Below are 18,156 nucleotides of genomic sequence, written 5' to 3'. Positions count from 1 at the left end.
GGGCGGCTCCCTCCGGGGGCCATAGCTCAGCACCAGGAACCAACCACCCACGGCGTCTGCGGTGGGCTTCAGGCATGCCCCCCGGACCACGGCGCGCCCACCGCGCACCCGCTCGGGCATGTGCAACCACCTGCCTCCGGCCGATCCAGCCGCGTCCCCACCCTTGAACCGCTCATCACGATGTGAGAATGTTCTCGCACTTTACATCCATCGTGACTCCCTGGAGATCGGATGAGCACCCTCCCCTCCCGAACGGCCAGTTCTCTCCCGGAACGCATCAGAGCAGCGTCGAGGCGGCCCCAGACACTGGGAGGTGCGGTGCCGGGCCTCATCTCTCTGGCCATGGGTGAACCGGACAGCAACACGCCGCAGCCGGTAGTGGAGGCTGCCGTCCGGGCGTTGCGCGCCGGTCGCACTCGTTACTCGCAGATCACAGGATCGCCGGATCTCCGGCAGGAGATCGCCTCCCACCTGGCACGTTTCCAGGGCCTCGGGGTCGAACCGGCGAATGTCGTCGTCACTCACGGAGGCAGCGCCGGCCTCGCAGCCACCGTCCTCGCTCTGCTGAACCCGGGCGATCGAGTACTGCTCCCCGAACCGACCTACTCCCTGTACGCGGACCACGCGGCGATGGCAGGGGCCAAGACCGAGTGGATCTCCACGCGGCCTGACGGCTCGATCGACCTGCACAAACTCGCGGCGGCCGCAGCGGGAGCCCGCATGCTCATCCTGTGCAATCCCGTGAACCCCACCGGAATGGTGTTCTCCAAGGCCGATATCGAAGGAGTCGGCGCCATCCTCCGCGATCACCCTGACCTCTACCTCCTGTCGGACGAGGCATACAGCGACATCGTCTTCGACGAGATCGCGTTCACCTCGGCATCTGAACTGATCTCCGTACGGGACCGGGTGGTGCTCTCCGGCACGTTCTCCAAGTCGTACTCGATGACCGGCTGGCGCATCGGTTTCATCTGCGCCGCCGCCACTGTCGCCGAAAAGATCAACCTCGTTCACCGGACGATCAACGGGCCTCTGAACACCTTCGTCCAGGACGCGGCCGTCGAGGCGCTACGCATTCCCGACAAAGATCTGCACGCACTCTCGGCACGCTTCCAGCGCCGCCGCGATCTGGTCATGCAGCACCTCGACGGTCTCGATGCGGTGAGCGTCGTCCGGCCTCTCGGAGCGTTCTACGCATTCCCCCGTATCGACAGCGCCCTGTCCTCCGTCGAACTCGCGCAACGGTTCGCCGACGGAGGCGTGCTCGTACGCGCCGGGTCCGAATTCGGCCCGTCGGGCGAGGGACACGTACGCCTGTCCTTCGCCACGGACGAGGCTGCGCTCGAAGAGGGTCTGCGCCGCTTTTCACACGTCATCAACGCGCTTTAGCACTGCCTCCTCGATTTCGGTCACATATCGGCCTGACCGACAGAACGCATACACATGGACCCCGGAGATCTCGAGTGCGTCACAGAGGTCCCGAAGCCCGTGCTGCCCAGCGACCCTTTCGGTGAGCCAGACTCTTTACCAAGAGTCGACGAGAAAGCGTTGACAGGCGGCGCACCCGGCCCCATAGTCAACGCAACTGAGATTCGCTTCGCACTTCAGAGTGAGCTGCTCGGTTCGACCGCAAGCACTCCGAGCCTCGGACGCTGCTCCGCGGGGCCGGCGCATCACGTAGGCCAGACGGGCCAACAAGGGCTGGCGCACACCTCAAGCGAAACCCCAATCGCAAGCCGTTCGGCAGTGTTCGTAGGGATGAGTCCCCGAAGACGGGAAGCTCTCAACGACTCCGTGCGCGACACGCCGCTCGCAGATCAACCGGCAAGCTCCGCAAGGCGGACGGCCGACGGAAGGAGTTCCCATGGCTTCACGGTGGGTGAAGGGGGCTGGGGTCATGTTGACCGTTGCCTCGCTCGTCACGCTCAGCGCCTGCAGCGGGTCCGGCGACTCGGGCGGTTCGAGTTCCGGCGGCAAGCCGGTGACGGTGGAGTTCTGGGGGGCGGCGGTCGGCCTCGACAAGTCCGTGGCGCTGTGGAACAAGTCCCACCCCGACATCAAGGTCAAGTACAGCCAGATCCCGGCGGGCAGCATCGGCGGCTACGCCAAGATGCAGAACGCGGTGAAGGCCGACAACGCACCCTGTCTCGGACAGGTGGGCTACGACACCCTCTCGAACTTCATCGCCACCGGCGCGCTGGAGGACATCTCCCAGTACGCCGACTCCGCCAAGGACAAGTTCGTGCCGTGGACCTGGCAGATGTCCAGCGTCGGCGACAGGGTGTTCGGCATCCCCGTCGACACCGGGCCCATGGCGATGTACTACCGCACCGACCTGTTCAAGAAGTACAAGATCTCGCCACCGAAGACCTGGGACGATTTCGCCGCGGCCGCGCAGAAGGTGCACAGCGCCGACCCCTCGGCCTACCTGACGACCACGCCGCAGGACGCCTATGACCTGGGGGCGCTGACCTGGCAGGCCGGAGGCAAGTGGTTCGGTACCGAGAACGACCGGTGGCAGGTGACCATCGCCAACCCGCAGACCAGCAAGGTCGCGCAGTACTGGCAAGGCCTGCTGGACAAGAAGCTGGTCACCAGTGACCCGATGCTGGACACGGCCTGGTTCAAGAAGGTGCAGGACGGGCAGCTGCTGTCTCTCGTCAGCGCCGTGTGGGCGGCTCCGCTGATCTCCAAGAACCTGCCCGAGCTGTCCGGCAAGTGGGCCGTGGCGCCCATGCCCCAGTGGTCCGCCGGACAGAAGGCGGCCGGTAACCGCGGAGGCTCGGCGACCGTGGTGCTCAAGGGCTGCGACCACCCGAAGGAAGCGACGGAGTTCGCGACCTGGATGAGCACCGACAACGACAGTGTCACCAGTCTGATCAAGAACACGGGCATCTACCCGGCCGCGACGAGCGGACAGCAGCTGCCTGCCGTGGACCAGCCGTCGGCGTACTTCGGCGGACAGAACATCTACGACGTGTTCAAGACAGCGGCCGCGAACACGAGCACGGGCTGGGTGTGGGGCCCGACGATGAGCCAGGTTCAGTCCGACATGAAGGACGGGCTCAAGAAGGCCGGAGCCGGGCAGGGCACCATCCCGAAGACCGTGACCTCCGTCCAGGACAGCACCGTCGCGGCCATGAAGAGCCAGGGGCTGAGCGTCGGGAAGTGACGCGCGCGGTGAACGACGGCGGGCGCCCGGCGGCCTTCCTGACCCGCCGGGCGCCGGCGCCCCGCGGCTTCACGCCCTCGGCCCCGACATGCGGGGCTCCGTCCTCCCTCCGTACCACCACCGCTCCCGCCCCCGCAGGGCGACGACCAGCCCGACCAGCACCCATGACCAGTCGGTCCCTCACTTCACGGGGCCACTTCACGAGCAAGGAACAGGCATGGCGACAAGAACGCCTGGCGACGCTCTCGCCCACCCCATCGCCGGCTCGGCAGCGAAGCGTGTCCCCGGCCGTGGCCACACTCGTTCCGCGGTGCTCTTCCTGGCACCGTTCGGGCTGTTGTTCACGGCGATGTTGCTCGCACCGATCGGCTACGCGGTTTACCAGAGCTTCTTCAGGACGCGCCGCAGCGGCCTCGGACTGGGACCGTCGACGACTGTCTTCGCCGGGTTCGACAACTACGTGACGGCTCTGCACGACAGCCGGTTCATGTCGTCGTTCCTTCGGGTGTTCACGCTCGGCATCGTGCAGGTGCCGGTGATGCTGGGCCTGGCGCTCCTGCTGGCGCTGCTGCTGGACTCGCGTGGCGCCGTGTTCAAGAAATTCTTCCGGCAGATCTACTTCCTGCCCTACGCGCTGCCGGGCGTGATCGCCGCGATCATGTGGTCGTTCCTGTACGCACCGAGCGTCAGCCCGTTCACCGCTGCCCTGCGGCACATCGGTCTCGAAGTGAACTTCCTGTCCGACGACCTCGTGCTCGCCTCGATCGGCAACATGATGACGTGGGCCTGGACCGGCTTCAACATGCTGATCATCTACTCGGCCTTGCAGGCGATCCCCGGCGAACTCACCGAAGCCGCTGTGATGGACGGCTGTTCCGGGTGGCGGGTCGCCTGGCACGTGAAGATTCCCGCGGTACGGCCGGCGCTGATCCTCACCACCGTGTTCTCCATCATCGGTACCGCCCAGCTGTTCAACGAGCCCGCGGTGCTGAGTCAGGTCGCCCCGACCGTCTCCCCCACCTATACACCGATCCTGGCCACACAGCAGTCGGCGGACATCAACAACTACAACTACGCGGCCACCCAGTCGGTCATCCTCGCCCTGTTGACCTTCGTGCTGTCGTTCGGCTTCCTCAAGTTCACCCAGCGGAAGGGCACCTTCGCATGACGACCGTCACTCCCTCAGCAGCACGTGCCGCCGCCGGGCCTCCCGGGCGACCGCGTACGTCATCGCTGGCCGGCCGGGCGGGCGTGTTCGCGGTCATGGCGCTCTTCGCCCTGTACACGCTCATCCCGGTCTGGTGGCTGCTGGTCACCGCGACGAAGAACAGCGGCTACCTGTTCACCACGAACGGGCTGTGGTTCTCCCACTTCGACCTGTGGACCAACATCCGTGACGTCTTCCAGGAGCAGGACGGCATCTTCGCCCGGTGGCTGCTGAACAGCGCTCTCTACAGCATCGGCGGCGCGGCGGTGAGCACGACGCTGTCCGCCATGGCCGGGTACGCGCTGGCCAAGTACCCCTTCCGCGGTCGCGACCTGACCTTCAACGTCATCCTCGGCGCCGTCCTGATCCCGGACGTCATGTTCGCGCTGCCCCTGTACCTGATGTTCAGCCAGGTCCACCTCGTCAACACCTACTGGGCCGTCTTCCTGCCCAGCGTCGTCAGCCCGTTCGGGGTCTACCTGTCGCGCATCTACGCCGGAGCGTCGGTACCGGACGAACTGATCGAAGCCGCGCGACTCGACGGTGCCGGCGAGGCCCGGATCTTCTGGCGGGTCGCCATGCCGATCATGTCGCCCGCGCTGGTCACCATCTTCCTGTTCCAGTTCGTCAGCATCTGGAACAACTACCTGCTGCCCCTGCTCATGCTCAACAGCGACGAACTTCAGCCGGTCACCGTCGGGCTGGCCAACTGGAGGGAAGGGGTGAACCAAGGCATCCCCTACAACATCACCATCACCGGCGCGTTCCTCTCTGTGATCCCTCTGATCGTCGCGTTTCTCGTCCTGCAGAGGTTCTGGCGCTCCGGACTGACCGCCGGGAGCGTGAAGTAGGCCTGCCCGCCCGGCACTCCGGCCGGCCACGCGGCTGAGCGGACATCCCCCACCGCCTCCCGCCTACGCGCGCTGCACCCGATTCCCCGCACTCCTGGAGACCTGACCCTGATGGCTCTGCATCCCAGCATCTCCGCGCGGCTCAGCCTGATCGAGGACCTCCCGTCCTGGCGCGAGGCACTCGCCGATCCGGCTGTGCAACCGCGCCTGCAGGAATACCGGACCTGGAAGGCGGCACCGGCACTGCCCTCCGTCGAAACCAGCGACGAGAGCATTCCCGGCCCGCACGGCCCGATAGCCGTGCGCGTCTACCGGCCGCCGTCAGCACCGCAGCGGCCTCGCCCCGGCCTGGTCTGGGTGCACGGCGGCGGATGGGTCTTCGGCGATCTCGACATGCACGAGGCCGACTGGACCGCCCGCGAGGTGTGCGCCAGGGCCGACGCCGTGGTCGTGAGCGTGGACTACCGGCTCGCGGTCGACGGCGTGACGTATCCGGTGCCGCACGACGACGTCGTGGCGGGCGTCCAATGGGTTCGCGAGAACGCCGCGGTGCTCGGCATCGAACCGGCGCGGATCATCGTCGGCGGCGCGAGTGCGGGGGCGAACCTCGCCGCAGGAGCCGTACTTCGCCTCCGGGACGACGACAAATGGCTGCCCGCCGCACTGGTACTGGCCTATGCGACCCTGCACTCCGTCCCGCCGCCCCTCTCGCCGCCGCTGGTCGAAGCGTTCGCGCCGTTGCCGCGCATGGTCCGGATCCTGCCGGAGGACGTGGCCGAGATGACGGGAAACTACCTGGGCCGCACGCCGGATCCGCACGGCTACGCCCTCCCCGCCAACGGCGTCCTCGACGGCCTCTGCCCCGTCTTGCTGCTCGACGCCGAGTACGACGATCTGCGTGCGAGCAGCGAGGCGTTCGCGGCCACTCTCGTGGACGCGGGGGTACCCGCGCGGCACGTCACGGTGCCCGGCGTACTGCACGGCTTCCTCAACCTGCCCGCTTCCCTGGAACCGGTGGACCACGCGCTCGCCGTCCTGGCCGAAACGGTGACAACGGCTCATGCGGGAGAACTCGCGCTGGACCAGGGAGAACGCGGATGACGGAGCGCCTGTACTCAGTGCAGCTCTATACGCTGCGCAAGGCCATCGAGACCGATCTCCCGGGGACGCTCGCGCGCGTCGCCGCGATGGGATTCGAGAACGTGGAGCTGTGGAGGTTCGAGCAGTACCGCGACGCGTACCGGCGTGCGCTGGCCGAGACACCGCTGCGCCCGCTCAGCGCACACGCGAGCCTCGTCGATGGAAACGCTTCCGCAGCTGTCCGCATGGCAGCAGAGCTCGGAATCGGCACGCTCATCGAACCGCGCATCATCGCTCAGCGCTGGACCACGCGGGCGGACATCGAAGCGGCGGCCGCGAGTCTGAACGGCGTCGCGAGGCTTGCCCGGGACGCAGGCGTCACCATCGGGTACCACAACCACGACCACGAGGTCCGTCAGGACTTCGGCGGCAGGACCGGCCTCGAAATCTTCGCGGAGGCGCTGGACGAGGACGTCGTCCTGGAGCTCGACACCTTCTGGGCCGAGGTCGGTGGCGCTTCCGCCGTGGAGTTGACCTCCCGGCTCGGGGCGCGCGTCAGGTTCCTGCACCTCAAGGACGGCCCCGTACACCACAACCCTCCTGGAGCAGCAGCCGGTCGGCCAGGGTGCGATGCCGGTGGCGGACATCCTGAAGGCCGCACCGGACGCGGTCCGCGTCGTGGAACTGGACGACTACGCGGGCGACCCGTTCGAAGCCGTGCAGCAGAGCCTGCGTCACCTGGTGGAGGTCGACCGGTGAACTCCAAGCGAGTGGGTGTCGGCGTCATCGGCGCCGGCGTCATCAGCAGCCACTACCTCGAGAACCTGACCCGGTTCCCTGATCTGAACGTGGTCGCGATAGCGGACCTCGACCAGGAGCGCGCCCGTGCCCGTGCGCGGGAGTTCGGGTTGCGGCACCTGCTCGTCCACGAGCTCCTGGCCCACGACGACATCGAGATCGTGCTGAACCTCACCGTCCCCGCCGCCCACTACGACGTGTCGGCCCGGATCCTCGCGACCGGCAAGCACGTCTGGAGTGAGAAGCCCCTCGCCACCAGCCGCCGCGACGCACGGTTGCTGCTGGACAAGGCCGGTCGGAGAGGACTTCGCGTGGCCTGCGCGCCCGACACGTTCCTCGGTGGTGCCCTGCAGACGGCGCAACGAGCGGTCCTCGCGGGCCGCATCGGCGAACCGAAGAGCGCGCTCGCGATCATGCAGTCCCCGGGACCGGAAGGCACCCACCCGAATCCCGCCTTCTACTACGACCAGGGAGCCGGCCCGCTGCTGGACATGGGGCCGTACCACGTCACCGCGCTCGTGCAGACCTTGGGTGCCGTCCGGCGCGTGAGCTCGGTTTCCTCAACCGCACGGGCCGTCAGGCGCGTCCTCGTCGGCGCGGGCGCCGGGACCGAGTTCGACGTGCGCGTACCGAGTCAGCACATGGCTCTGCTCGAGTTCGCCTCCGGCGCCCGGGCGGCCCTCGTCACGAGCTTCGATTCGGGCATCCGCCGCGACCTCCTCGAACTGCACGGCACGGAAGCCTCACTCGAGGTCCCCGACCCCAACCGCTTCGCTGGAACAGGCAGGTTCGTCCCTCTCCATGCGGAACCGGAAGACGTACCCGCTGTCGGGTCCACGTGGGGCCGGGGAGTGGGGGTGCTGGAGCTCGCTCGCTCCATACGCGACGACGTACCGGAACGCGCCTCCGGCGCTCTCGCCTGCCACGTTCTCGACGTGCTCCTCGCCATCGAGGAGGCGGCACGGGCCGGGACACCGCTGACCCTCGAATCCACCGTGGCATCGCCGGCCCCCCTGGACGAGAACTGGGACCCCACGGCCGCGACCCTCTAGAACGATCGAGCAAGGAAGTTCCAATGATCCGCATCCCGTTCAACGACGCGTGGCGCGTCGGCCCTCTCGTGTCCGTTCACGAGGCGATCGTGGTCGCCGGTGCCGGTGCCGGTGAGGAAGAAGTCACCCTGCCGCACGACGCCATGCTGAAGGGAGGGCGGTCCGCGGAGAACTCCGGTGGACCGCAGACGGGCTACTTCCGCGACGGAAAGTGGACCTACGAGAAGCAGTTCGACGTGCCGGAGGAATGGGCGACGAAGCGAGTCACCTTCGAGTTCGAAGGTGTCTACCGCGACGCGATGGTCTACATCAACGGTGCTCTCGCCGGTCAGTGGGCAGGCGGATACTCCCGCTTCCACGTCAGCGCGGACCCCTTCCTGTACTACGGCAGGGCCAACACCGTTCGGGTGGACGCGCAGGCACACCAGGACTCCCGCTGGTACTCGGGGGGCGGCCTCCACCGTCCCGTCAACGTCCTCGTCGGTGACCTCGTCCACGTCACCCCGACCGGCCTGCGACTCATCACGCCGGACATCGACGCCGATCTCGCCACCGTGGTGGCGGCGACCGAGATCGTCAACGAGGACGTCTCCACCCGCGTCGTCGAAGTGCTTCTCGAGATCCTGGACGCCGGGGGCGAGGTCGTGGCGTCCGACCGGGCCCGGGTCACCCTCCTGGCGGGCGACGGGATCACCACCCATCAGCGGGCGTACGTCCAGCGGCCGTCCCTCTGGAGCGTCGACTCGCCGCATCTCTACCACGCGACCGTGCGCCTCTTCGACGACAGCGGCCCGCTCGACGAGACTTCCACGCACTTCGGTGTCCGCACCGTCACCGCCGACCCGATCCGCGGCCTGCGGATCAACGGCGAGACCGTCAAGCTCCGCGGCGGTGCGATCCACCACGACAACGGCATCCTCGGCGCGGCCGACTTCGCCGACGCCGCCGAGCGGCGGGTACGGATGCTCAAGGCCGCGGGCTTCAACGCCGTACGTTCCGCGCACAACCCCATGAGCGTCGCCCTGCTCGACGCGTGCGACCGTCTCGGCATGCTCGTCATGGACGAGCTGTTCGACGTGTGGACGGTCGCGAAGTCCGGTGACGACTACTCGCGCAGATTCCCGCAGTGGTGGGAACGCGACGTCGACTCGCTCGTGGCGAAGGACTTCAACCACCCCAGCGTGATCATGTACTCGATCGGCAACGAGATCATCGAAGCCGGAACCCCGCACGGCACGCGCCTGGGCCGCCGCATCGCCGACCGGGTGCGCGCGCAGGACCCGACCCGCCTGGTCACCCACGCACTCCAGGGCATGTACATCGCCCGCGACAAGATCCCCGCGCTGAAGGCGGAACTGGGGCAGGACGCCGCCCCCGTCCGGGGGCTGAACGACTATCTGGGCCAGGTGACGCATCTGATCGACGCCCTCATGGCCTCGCCGGTCGTCGGGGAGCGGCTCGCCGAACCCGCCTCCGTTCTCGACGTCGTGGGGCTCAACTACGGCGAGAGCCGGTACGTGCTGGACAAGGAGGCGTACCCCAACCGCGTGGTAGTGGGCTCGGAGACATTCCCGACGAAGATCGACCGGCTGTGGCAGCTCGTCACGGAGAACCCCCACGTCATCGGCGACTTCACCTGGACCGCATGGGACTTCCTCGGCGAGGTGGGAACCGGCCGGCACGTCTACCCCGAGGACCAGCAGGTGCACCGCGCCCCCTACCCGTGGCTCACCGCCGAGTGCGGGGACATCGACATCATCGGGCAGCGTCACCCGATCTCCTACTACCGCGAGATCGTCTACGGGCTCACGCAGACGCCCTACCTCGCCGTGCGACGCCACCGCGATGACGGCTACGTCATCAAGCCCAGGGCATGGACCTGGGCCGACGTCTCCCCCAGCTGGACCTTCGATGTTCCTGTCGGCTCGCCGCTCCATGTCGAGGCCTACGCGGCGGCCGAGGAAGTCGAGTTCCGGCTCAACGGCATCACCGTCGCGACCGTGCCCGTCGGCACCGAGCGGAACTTCGTCGCCGAAGCCGACGTGCCCTACGAGCCCGGTCTCCTGGAGGTGGTGGCGTACCGCGACGGAGCGGAGGTGGGACGCTCGGCGCTGCACACCGCCGGCGAACCCACGCACCTGAGCCTGAAGACGGACCGCACCGAACTCGGCGCCGATCCGCAGCGGTTGGTCCACATCGACATCACCCTGACCGACGGAGACGGTGTGCTCAACCCGAACCGGGACACAAAGATCACGATCCAGGTCGACGGTGCCGGGGTGCTCCAAGGATTCGGTACGGGAGCTCCGGCCACCGAGGAGAGCTTCCTCGACCATTCCGCCACCTCGTTCAAAGGACGTGCCCTGGCGATCGTCCGGGCCACCGGGGAAACAGGACGGATCACCGTCACAGCCCGGGCGCACGGAGTCCCGGACGCCTCCCTCGAGATCGACGTCGTCCAGGCACCCACTCATCACGTGACACGGGAAGGACAGAAATGAGCTACGCGCCGACATCCGCCGGCTCGCCCAACATCGAGGTCGGCCCGAAGTGGCGGCGTCCTGACGGGGAGTTGCTCGCGCAGTTCCAGCGGCACTCGGTCGCGAACATCGGAGACGCACTCGGGCGCCTCGGCATGCCCGACGGTGGCATCACACCCCTCTGGGACGGCTGCCGTGCCGTGGGCAGCGCCCTGACGGTCCTGACCGTCGCAGGAGACGACCTGGCCGTGATCGACGCCGTCGCGCACATCGAACCCGGCGACTTCCTCGTCATCAACGGATTCGGTTACCCGGGCCGGGCCGTGATGGGCGACATCCTCACCCAGTACTTCTCCTCGCGGGGTGCCGTGGGAGCGATCGTCGACGGAGCGGTCAGGGACCGCGACGAGATCCGGCAGCAGCAATTCCCCGTGTGGTCGCGTTCGATCACGCCGGCCGGGCCGTGGAAACACGGCCCCGGAGCCATCGGGACGCCCGTCGCCATCGGCGGTGTCGTCATCAACCCCGGTGACGTGGTCGTGGCCGACGCCGACGGCGTCGTCGCAGTGCCCCTGACGAAGGCGTACGACATCGCCGCCGAGCTGGCGCAGATCGCGGAATCCGAGCAGGGCATGCGCACGCAGGCCAAGCAAGCGCCCACGAAATGAGCCGCGTACATGAAGAGGACGCGCATGCGCAGGGATCAGCGGTTGAACAACGCCAAGCTGATCCAGGCCGCCGCAGAGCTTTTCGAGCGTTGCGAGCAGCCGATCAGCCTCGCCGACATCGCTCGGCAGGCGGATGTGTCGGTCGCGACGGCCTATCGGCACTTCGAGTCCGCGGACGACGCCCTCAGTGCCTACCGGCGGGACATCGTGAGCAAGTTCCGCGATCACAGTCTCGAGCAGCGAAGCAACGGTCTGGCCCTGCTCGAGAGTGTCTGCGGCTTCTGGGTGGATCTCGTCCTCGCCGAAGGCGCGGCGCTGGTGCACCGCCGGTCGTCGGAAGGGTTCCTCGCGCGGTACAAGGCCCAGGAACCGTACTTGGAAGGCCAGGCGGAGGCCCTCGCCCGCCCCATCCGCGAACTCGTGGCGATTCTCGGGGTCGGCCAGCTCGTCGGCGTCGAGGACGAGGCCGCCTTCCTGTGGAACGTCCTCTTCGACCCCCGGGAGATCTTCGATCTCCGTGACACGCTCGCGCTGTCGCCCGCGCAGATCACGCACCGACTGGTGTCGGCGTTCCGCGGTGCGCTGCTCGGCTGGGCGACCGCGCGGCTGACCGAACCTGTGCCGCGGTGAGGAACTACGTCGCAGATCCCGGCACCCTGCCCTGCCCGGAGGCAGTCGGCGGAGCTCGCCGTTCAACGGCCATCAGAGGGGCAGTGGCCCCGAATCGTTGTCAGGAAGAGGACGATGACCCCATCCATCACCGAGGCGCAGCAGCCGGGCGGCCGACGCTTCCGCCTGGAAGACCGCTACCTGCGTGAAGAAGGCGTCCTGCACCTCTCCGGAATCCAGGCTCTCGTCCGCGTCCTCCTGGATCGATCCAGGCGTGACCGTCTGAACGGACTGCACACCGCGACGTTCGTATCCGGGTACGAGGGATCACCACTCGCCGGGTACGACATCGAGTTGGCACGGCGCGAGGCGTTGCTGCACGCGCACGACGTCGTCCACCGACCGGGGCTCAACGAGGAACTCGCCGCGACCGCCGTCATGGGCAGCCAGTTGGCCGGCCAGATCGGAACCTCACGGTGCGACGGCGTCGTGGGCGTCTGGTACGGCAAGTCCCCCGGCCTCGACCGCGCCTCCGATGCCCTGCGCCACGCGAACCTGGTGGGCACGGGCCCCTCCGGTGGCGCTGTCGCTCTGGTCGGCGACGATCCGGGAGCCAAGTCGTCCAGCGTGCCGTGCGCCAGTGAGGCGACGCTCGCGGACCTGGCGATCCCGACGCTGTACCCCGCCGATGCGCAGGACGTCCTCGACTTCGGGCTGCACGCGCAGTTCCTCTCCCGGTTCAGCGGCGTGTGGTCGGGCCTGAAGGTCACCACCGCGGTCGCGGACTCGGCGTCCACGGCCGTCGTGGCGCGCGATCGGATCTCGGTCGTGGAGGGCGACCTGGGCGCCGGCTCGCACGAGCCGAACTCGATGCTCCTCGGCGCCCATCTCATGGCGCTCGAGCGCAGCCTGCACGAGGTCCGGCTCCCCCGCGCCGTGGAGTACGCACGGCTCAATGGCCTCAACCGCGTGGTCCAGCGCGGGCCGTCGGACAGGATCGGCATCCTGACGTCCGGCAAGACCTACCTCGACGTCCGCGAGGCCCTGCGCATCATCGGTCTCACCGACGAGGACCTCGCACGGTACGGGATCAGGATCCTCAAACTCGGCATGATCTTCCCCCTCGAACGTGACGCCGTCATCGAGTTCGCGGAAGGTCTCGACCAGGTGGTGGTCGTCGAGGAGAAGCGGCCGTTCCTGGAAGCCGCCGTCAAGGAGATCCTCTTCGGCCGCCCCCGGGCCCCGTTCGTCCACGGCAAGCAGGACCAGGACGGGCGGTCCCTGTTCAGCCGCTCAGGAGAGCTCGACGCGGACGGCATAGCCACCGGACTGTCCAGAGTGCTCGCACGGCTCGGCATCGATGCCGCCCGCACATGGCGTCAGCGGCCGAGGGCCCGTACGGCGTCGGTGCTGCCACTCCTGGCCCGCAGCCCGTACTACTGCTCGGGGTGTCCGCACAACACCTCGACCACCGCAGGCGGGGACTCGCCGGTCGGCGCGGGGATCGGCTGCCACTCCATGGTCGTGTTCATGGATCCCGAACAGGTGGGCCCGGTCGTCGGCATGACCCAGATGGGCGGGGAAGGGGCTCAGTGGATCGGGATGGAGCCGTTCGTCGACGCCGACCACTTCGTGCAGAACATCGGGGACGGCACTTTCATGCATTCGGGCAGCCTGGCCGTCCGGGCGGCGATCGCCGCGGGGGTGAACGTCACGTTCAAGCTGCTCTACAACGGGACGGTCGCCATGACGGGAGGCCAGGACGCCGTCGGCGCGCTGCCGGTCGACCGGCTCGCCGCCACGCTCCTCGACGAAGGCGCCACCAAGGTGATCATCACGACGGAGGACCGGGCCCGCATCCCGCGGGCCCGGCTTCCGAAGTCGGTGAAGGTCCTCGACCGGGCCGTGATCGAGGACGCACTGGCGGAGCTCAAGGCCACCGCCGGCGTCACGGTCCTCATCCACGACCAGGAATGCGCCGCCGAGAAACGGCGTGCCCGCCGGCGCGGCAAGGCCCAGGCACCGACGACGCGAGTCTGGATCAACGAGCGCATCTGCGAGGGCTGCGGTGACTGCGGCCGCAAGTCGAACTGTCTGTCCGTCCACCCGGTCTCGACCGAGTTCGGCCGCAAGACCAGGATCGACCAGTCCTCGTGCAACCTGGACTACTCGTGCCTCGACGGCGACTGCCCGGCGTTCATGACCATCGTGCCTGCCGGTAAGCCGCCGCGCGCGGAACTGCCCGCCCTGGCGGCCACCGACGTCGCCGAGCCGGCCCGCACCGCCGGTGCCGGCTCCTTCGGCATGCGGATCACCGGGATCGGGGGCACGGGCATCGTCACCGTCTCCCAGGTGCTGGCCACTGCGGCCGTGATCGACGGCCGTCACGCGCGCAGCCTCGACCAGACCGGTCTCGCCCAGAAGGGCGGCGCCGTCGTCTCCGACATCAAGATCACAGAGGGTGTCGTGGAAGAAGGGGGCAAGATCGGTCAGGGGCAGTGCGACCTCTACCTCGCATGCGACCCGCTCGTCGCGACCGATCCGAAGTACCTTTCCGCCGCCTCCCCGGACCGAACTGTCGCCGTCATGACCACGACAGAGATACCCACCGGGGAGATGGTGGTCGACACAGCAGTCAGCTTTCCGGCTCCCGCTGCCGTGCGCCACGCCGTCGGCAGTGCGACGCGCCGGCTCGTGGCTCTGGACTCCGGCTCACTGGCCAGGCAGCTCTTCGACGACGATCAGTACGCCAACATGCTGTTGGTGGGAGCCGCCTACCAGACCGGGCTGCTGCCGATGCCGGCTTCGGCCATCGAAGAGGCCATCGCACTGAACGGCGTCGCCGTCGATCGCAACGTGCAGGCCTTCCGGCGAGGCCGCCAGGCGGTCGCCGACCCGCAGGCGTTGCGGGCCGGGCTGACGGGCTCGACATTCGCGGAGGCGGGGCCGCGGCTCGCCGCAGGAACCACCGAGCTCGTGGCCTCGGTCACCGATGACGAGGAGTCGGAGCTGCATCGTCTCCTCACCATGCGCGTGGCCGACCTCATCGACTACCAGGACAGGCGCTACGCCCGCACGTATGTCGACTTCGTCAAGGCGGTGGCGGTCGCGGAACGCGCTGCCGTCGGCGATTCCACCGAGTTGGCCGAGACTGTCGCTCGTTATCTCCACAAGCTGATGGCGTACAAGGACGAGTACGAGGTGGCGCGGCTCGCCCTCGATCCCGTCGTGGACGACCACATCACCGCCACATTCGGAAGCGCGAGCCGACGCTCCTACCGGCTGCATCCGCCTGTTCTGCGAGCCGCGGGTATGACGAGGAAAGTCGCTCTGGGGAGCTGGTTCCGTCCGATCCTCAGCCTGCTGCGAGCACTGCGGCGCGTTCGAGGGACCCGCCTTGACGTGTTCGGACTTCAGCACATGCGACGGATCGAGCGTCAGCTCGTCGACGAGTACCGCGAGTCGATCAACGCCGCGCTCGGGCTCTTGAACGAGGAGAACCTGGCCGAGGTCCGCCGGCTCGCGGAGCTGCCGGATGCCGTTCGCGGATACGAAGGCGTCAAACTCCCGACCGTAGAGCGCTACCGGGCCGACAAGACCCGCATACTTCGTGAGCTGCGGGAGAGCGCGGACCCCGAGTCGACGGGCGCCGGACGGGGCCGTTGAACTCCGTGGCGTAGCGAGTGCGGTGCCAGGCGTACCTCCGGCGCAAGGTCTCCCGCGCACGCCCCTGCGCGGGACGTCGGCGTGAGAGAGCGTCGGCATCTGCGCTGCGCAAGGGCCATCGCGGCAGGCACTCACTCCTCGAGAGCACGGGAATACGGTCGTGAGGCGAGTGCGTGCCAACTGTGCCGGGGTGGAGCGTGCTGGCCGAGTTCCCGGCGGACCTCGGCATCGGACGAGGCCAGCTCCACCACGCGGACCTGTGACTTCTCGCGGGCCGAGATCCACGTCGACCATGTGGCCGCAACCGCCGACCGTCTCCACTGGGGCGATCCAGTGGCGGTCGGCAGTGGCGGCCACGGAACATTCATCTACGGAAGTTGCTTCCATGGAATGCATATGTCTAGGCTGAGCGCGGCAACTCCGGAAGGCGCCCACCGGCTCCGGTCGTGGCGCGCGGAGCGTGCCGCCATGTCCCCCGCTGTCAGACGTAAAGGAGAGTTCGATGCCCGGTCCTGCCCTCAACTCCGTCGCCTGGTTCGAGATCGGCACCGACCAGCCGGAAGAGGTCAAGCACTTCTACGGCCGGCTCTTCGACTGGAACTTCCAGCTCAACACCAACACCCCCGGCGTCAACTACCACGCCGTCGTCACACCGGGCGCCCAGCAGCCCACCGGTGGCGTGTGGGAGTCGGAGGGGAGGTTCCCCGACTACGCGGTCTTCTACGTGCTCGTCCAGGACGTCGCCGCGACCGTCCAGCACGCCGAGGAACTGGGCGGCAAGGTGCTCATGGCACCGATCACCGACGCCGCGGGCCTCACCTTCGCCCGCCTGGAAGACAGCGCGGGCCACCACTTCGGCGTGTTCTCCGCACCCGCCCCGTGACACGTCCCGTGCAAGGAGGCCGGGTCCGCCACGCGCCGCCTCTCGGTCGATCTGCCTTTTGACGGAACCCGGACGGTCCTCCGCACCGTCCAGTACCGCCAAGTTCTCCCGCGTCAACACACGGAAGGTTTCCCCATGTCCAGCCCCACCGGCGAGCAGGTCCCCGTCCACGTCCACGGCGGCCCCACCACCCTCATCGAGTACGGCGGTCTCCGGTTCGTCACCGATCCGACCTTCGACCCGCCGGGCGACTACCCCATGCCCCTCCCCGGCGACCACAAGCTCGTCAAGACCAAGCCGTCACCGGTCACCGCCGCCGACCTCGGCCGCATCGACGCCGTCCTGCTCTCCCACGACGAGCACGACGACAACCTCGACCACGCCGGACGCGCCCTCCTGTCCGAGGTACCGGTCGTCTTCACCACCGTCAGCGGCGCCGGCCGCCTGGGCGGAAACGCCCGGGGCCTCGCCTTCTGGCAGACCGCCGAGCTCGAGCGGCCCGACGGCGGCACCGTGACCGTCACCGGCCTGCCCGCCCGGCACGGCCCCGAGGGATGCGAGCCGATCACCGGCGACGTCGTCGGCTTCCTGCTCACCTCCCACGACCTGCCCTCCGTCTACGTGAGCGGCGACAACGCCAACCTGGAGCACGTCAAGGAGATCGCCACGAAGTTCGCCCCCGTGGACACCGCGGTCCTCTTCCTCGGCGGCGCCCGCATGGACTTCGCCTTCGACGGTGGCCTGCTCACCCTCGACAGTGCCCTGGGCGCCCAAGCCGCCAGGATCCTCGGTGCCCGCCGGGTCGTCCCCGCTCACTACGACGGCTGGGCCCACTTCCAGGAGGGCCGCAAGGAGATCGAGGCCGCGTTCTCCGAGGCCGGCCTGGCCGACCGCCTCGACTTCGCCCGATAGGCCGCGCCGCGTCCGAACACAGTAACCGCGACAAACCGTGCTCCCTGTGTGGGGAAGCCGGACCGCCGGGCTTCCCCCCGACCCGGCGCCCGATCAGAGGAGGCAGACCATGCACAGGATGACCGACCAGCAGTGGCGGGCCTTCGTCTCCCACGGCACCCGCACCGGCAAGCTGTCGACCGTCCGGCCCGACGGCAGCCCGCACGTCACACCCGTGTGGTTCCTGCTCGACGGAGACGACGTGGTGTTCAACACCGAGGAAGACGGGGTCAAAGGCCGCAACCTGGCCCGCGACGGCCGCTTCGCGCTCTGCGTGGACGAGGACCGGCCCCCGTACGCCTTCGTCCTGCTCCAGGGCCGTGCCGACATCTCAGAGGACCCCGACGAGACACTGCGGTGGGCCACGCGCCTCGGCGCCCGCTACATGGGCGAAGACAGCGCCGAGGAGTACGCAGCCCGCAACGGCGGCCCGGGAAACCTCCTCGTCCGGGCCCGCATCGACAAGGTCATCGCCTTCGCCGGCATCGCCGATTGAGCCGTGCAGGCGGACGCGGGGTTGCGTACCGCCGAAGGCCGGCACCCACGGCTCGCAGGCCACCTCGTGGCCGGGCAGCCGCCGGCCCAGACGGACGAACTGCCGGGCGCTGTCGATCAACTGGGCTGGAGCCGCCTTCTGGGCGACGGGCTCCGTGCTCGGGCTCGCCACGTTGCCGGCGACCTCGCGCGTGGTACACGACGTGCTCCGGCTCGCGGGCGCGGCCCTACCGGCATCGGGACC

14 protein-coding genes and 1 pseudogene are annotated in these 18,156 nt (G+C 68.4%); all 15 read left to right on the top strand.

The features are described from left to right. Positions 1-231: 231 nt before the first annotated feature. The 15 genes and pseudogenes from QF032_RS34800 to QF032_RS34730 all read left to right on the top strand — a co-directional run bounded on the left by QF032_RS34800 (position 232) and on the right by QF032_RS34730 (position 17,913). Positions 232-1,389, top strand: a complete 1,158-nt coding sequence (locus QF032_RS34800) for a pyridoxal phosphate-dependent aminotransferase (RefSeq protein WP_307048010.1) — start codon at positions 232-234, stop codon at positions 1,387-1,389. Between the two features lie 508 nt (positions 1,390-1,897). After that, positions 1,898-3,172 carry an ABC transporter substrate-binding protein gene (locus tag QF032_RS34795; RefSeq protein ID WP_307048008.1) on the top strand — a complete coding sequence of 425 codons (1,275 nt, stop codon included), beginning with the start codon at positions 1,898-1,900 and terminating at the stop codon, positions 3,170-3,172. Positions 3,173-3,389: 217 nt separating this feature from the next. Then, positions 3,390-4,340 carry a carbohydrate ABC transporter permease gene (locus QF032_RS34790; protein ID WP_307059178.1) on the top strand — a complete coding sequence of 317 codons (951 nt, stop codon included), beginning with the start codon at positions 3,390-3,392 and terminating at the stop codon, positions 4,338-4,340. Continuing rightward, positions 4,337-5,230, top strand: coding sequence for a carbohydrate ABC transporter permease (locus QF032_RS34785; protein ID WP_307059176.1), 894 nt, complete (start codon positions 4,337-4,339; stop codon positions 5,228-5,230). The genes QF032_RS34790 and QF032_RS34785 overlap by 4 nt, the downstream gene beginning before the upstream one ends. 111 nt (positions 5,231-5,341) lie before the next feature. Next, complete coding sequence (locus QF032_RS34780) at positions 5,342-6,331, top strand: alpha/beta hydrolase (RefSeq protein WP_307059174.1); 990 nt, start codon at positions 5,342-5,344, stop codon at positions 6,329-6,331. Further along, positions 6,328-6,855: pseudogene (locus tag QF032_RS40755) on the top strand (sugar phosphate isomerase/epimerase family protein); the annotation flags it as partial. The gene QF032_RS34780 and the pseudogene QF032_RS40755, both read left to right, overlap by 4 nt. Positions 6,856-6,946: 91 nt before the next feature. After that, positions 6,947-7,069: a hypothetical protein gene (locus QF032_RS34770; RefSeq protein ID WP_307059170.1), complete on the top strand. Its 123-nt coding sequence runs from the start codon at positions 6,947-6,949 to the stop codon at positions 7,067-7,069. Beyond that, positions 7,066-8,160: a Gfo/Idh/MocA family protein gene (locus QF032_RS34765; protein WP_307047998.1), complete on the top strand. Its 1,095-nt coding sequence runs from the start codon at positions 7,066-7,068 to the stop codon at positions 8,158-8,160. The genes QF032_RS34770 and QF032_RS34765 overlap by 4 nt, the downstream gene beginning before the upstream one ends. A 23-nt stretch (positions 8,161-8,183) precedes the next feature. Further along, the gene (locus QF032_RS34760; protein WP_307059169.1) at positions 8,184-10,661 is read left to right on the top strand and encodes a glycoside hydrolase family 2 TIM barrel-domain containing protein; all 2,478 of its coding nucleotides are present in this window, start codon (positions 8,184-8,186) and stop codon (positions 10,659-10,661) included. After that, positions 10,658-11,308 carry an RraA family protein gene (locus tag QF032_RS34755; protein WP_307059167.1) on the top strand — a complete coding sequence of 217 codons (651 nt, stop codon included), beginning with the start codon at positions 10,658-10,660 and terminating at the stop codon, positions 11,306-11,308. The genes QF032_RS34760 and QF032_RS34755 overlap by 4 nt, the downstream gene beginning before the upstream one ends. Before the next feature lie 9 nt (positions 11,309-11,317). Beyond that, the gene (locus tag QF032_RS34750; protein WP_307047992.1) at positions 11,318-11,938 is read left to right on the top strand and encodes a TetR/AcrR family transcriptional regulator; all 621 of its coding nucleotides are present in this window, start codon (positions 11,318-11,320) and stop codon (positions 11,936-11,938) included. Positions 11,939-12,052: 114 nt separating this feature from the next. Further along, on the top strand, positions 12,053-15,583 hold the full coding sequence (locus tag QF032_RS34745) for an indolepyruvate ferredoxin oxidoreductase family protein (RefSeq protein ID WP_307059165.1): 3,531 nt from the start codon (positions 12,053-12,055) through the stop codon (positions 15,581-15,583). A 502-nt stretch (positions 15,584-16,085) separates the two neighbouring features. Then, entirely contained in the window at positions 16,086-16,466 is a 381-nt protein-coding gene (locus QF032_RS34740) for a VOC family protein (protein WP_307047988.1), read from the top strand. A 135-nt stretch (positions 16,467-16,601) separates the two neighbouring features. Further along, a complete protein-coding gene (locus tag QF032_RS34735) occupies positions 16,602-17,378 on the top strand; it encodes an MBL fold metallo-hydrolase (RefSeq protein ID WP_307047986.1) in 777 nt (258 codons plus the stop codon). A 109-nt stretch (positions 17,379-17,487) separates the two neighbouring features. Next, entirely contained in the window at positions 17,488-17,913 is a 426-nt protein-coding gene (locus tag QF032_RS34730) for a PPOX class F420-dependent oxidoreductase (RefSeq protein WP_307047983.1), read from the top strand. The last annotated feature ends 243 nt before the right edge of the window (positions 17,914-18,156 follow it).

The sequence above is a fragment of the Streptomyces achromogenes genome, from assembly GCF_030816715.1.
Classification (GTDB): Bacteria; Actinomycetota; Actinomycetes; order Streptomycetales; family Streptomycetaceae; genus Streptomyces; species Streptomyces achromogenes_A.
This window is presented reverse-complemented; position numbering and strand designations above follow the sequence as displayed.